This window comes from Nostoc sp. (assembly GCF_035638895.1).
Taxonomy (GTDB): domain Bacteria; phylum Cyanobacteriota; class Cyanobacteriia; order Cyanobacteriales; family Nostocaceae; genus Nostoc.
This window is the reverse complement of sequence record NZ_DASQZC010000485.1, coordinates 1-1,507: the sequence shown is the minus strand read 5'-3', so window position 1 is coordinate 1,507 and position 1,507 is coordinate 1. Positions and strand designations below refer to the sequence as shown.

Here is a 1,507-nt window from a genome sequence, read left to right as displayed (position 1 = left end):
AGGCTTTTAATTAAATTCCGCACCTCAATTATTTGTCGGGGATCGAGTCCAACGGTGGGTTCATCTAAAATGATCGCTGGTGGATCGTGGACGATCGCTTGAGCAATTCCTACCCTTTGGCGGTATCCTTTAGAGAGTTTGTGAATAATCACCCGCCGTTTATCTTCTAAGTTGCAGCGTTTGATAGCGGCTGTTACCTTGTTGGGGCGATCGCCTGCTGCTACTCCCTTAATTTGGGCGACAAAATGCAAAAATCCCTCTACCGTCATGTCTGGATATAACGGCGGTGTTTCCGGTAAATAACCAATGCGTTGGCGTACAGCCAGGGAATTCTCATGGACATCGTAGCCAGCAATTCGGGCATTTCCATTAGTTGCCGGTAAATAACCAGCCAGAATTCTCATGGTTGTGGTTTTACCTGCGCCATTGGGGCCTAACAACCCTAAAATTTCCCCAGGTTCGACGCTAAAAGTGACATCGGTAATCGCTGGGGTGGAACCGTATATTTTACTTAGATGCTCAACTTCGATCATCGGTATAGTGGCGATCGCAATTTATAGAATACCCAACAATCTTAGATCACGATATTGGGTATAGGGGATTGGCACTAAGATTCGCCGATAATGGGTAAAGTTCCTGAAAAACTTAACCACCGAGCAAGCTTCCTTGCAAGGGTTGGGGGAAAAATTAAAGCCTTTCTTTTTGTAAGGCTTTGTTAGAGTGAAACTGTCACACTCACCGACATCCCGCCCAGAACTGAAGTTCAGGGCTGATAGCTGAAGTCCACTCAAGTGGACTGAATTAATTATTTAGTCCACTTGAGTGGACTTTAGCTATGAGACTCGGAATTCATTCCGAGGCGGAATAGAAACGTAGTGCGAGATTTATTTAGGCGAAACAATTGCATTGTCAGTCGAAACAATGCCATTGCAACTCTAAAAGACTTGTGTGTGTGTACCTGACTTTTCACGTTATGTAGAAAACAAAAAACCTAACCCCCTTCCCGACGCGGGAAGGGGGAAAATTCAAAGTCTCTCTCCTAAAAGGAGAGAGAAATAGAAGTGAGGTTTTTCAAATACCGTGAAAAGTCAACTTAATAATAGCTGCCAGATTTCCGATGTTCTAAAGCAGTAACACCTTCATTTTCCAACACTTCACCGTGATCGATGACGGCATAAATTAACCATCTATCGCCACATTCAAGCTGATTTTGCACTGTACATTCTAAATAAGCTAATGCCTCATTCAAAATCAAACAACCATTAAGAGCAGTTTTTGTGTCAAGATTCGCAAAGGGATTATCGCCTAAAGTGCTGTGACGAGAAAAATACCGTCGAACATTTCTTCCTTCTTTAAGGATATTCAGCACAAATTTATCGCCAGGATGATGCATTAACTCTGCATTTTGCTCGTTAGCGATCGCAATCATAATTCCTGGCGGGTTAAAAGTTGCCTGCGATACCCAAGAAGTTAAAACCCCTTTGTGAGTTTCTTCATCACGAGTTGT

2 protein-coding genes are annotated in these 1,507 nt (G+C 43.1%); both read right to left on the bottom strand.

The genetic code is table 11. The annotated features are described in order from the left end of the window. A partial coding sequence (locus tag VE944_RS24360) for an ABC transporter ATP-binding protein (protein WP_324983139.1) occupies positions 1-533 on the bottom strand: 533 nt, incomplete at its 3' end. A 560-nt stretch (positions 534-1,093) separates the two neighbouring features. Beyond that, on the bottom strand, positions 1,094-1,507 hold a 414-nt coding region (locus VE944_RS24355), incomplete at its 5' end, for a flavin reductase family protein (RefSeq protein ID WP_324983136.1).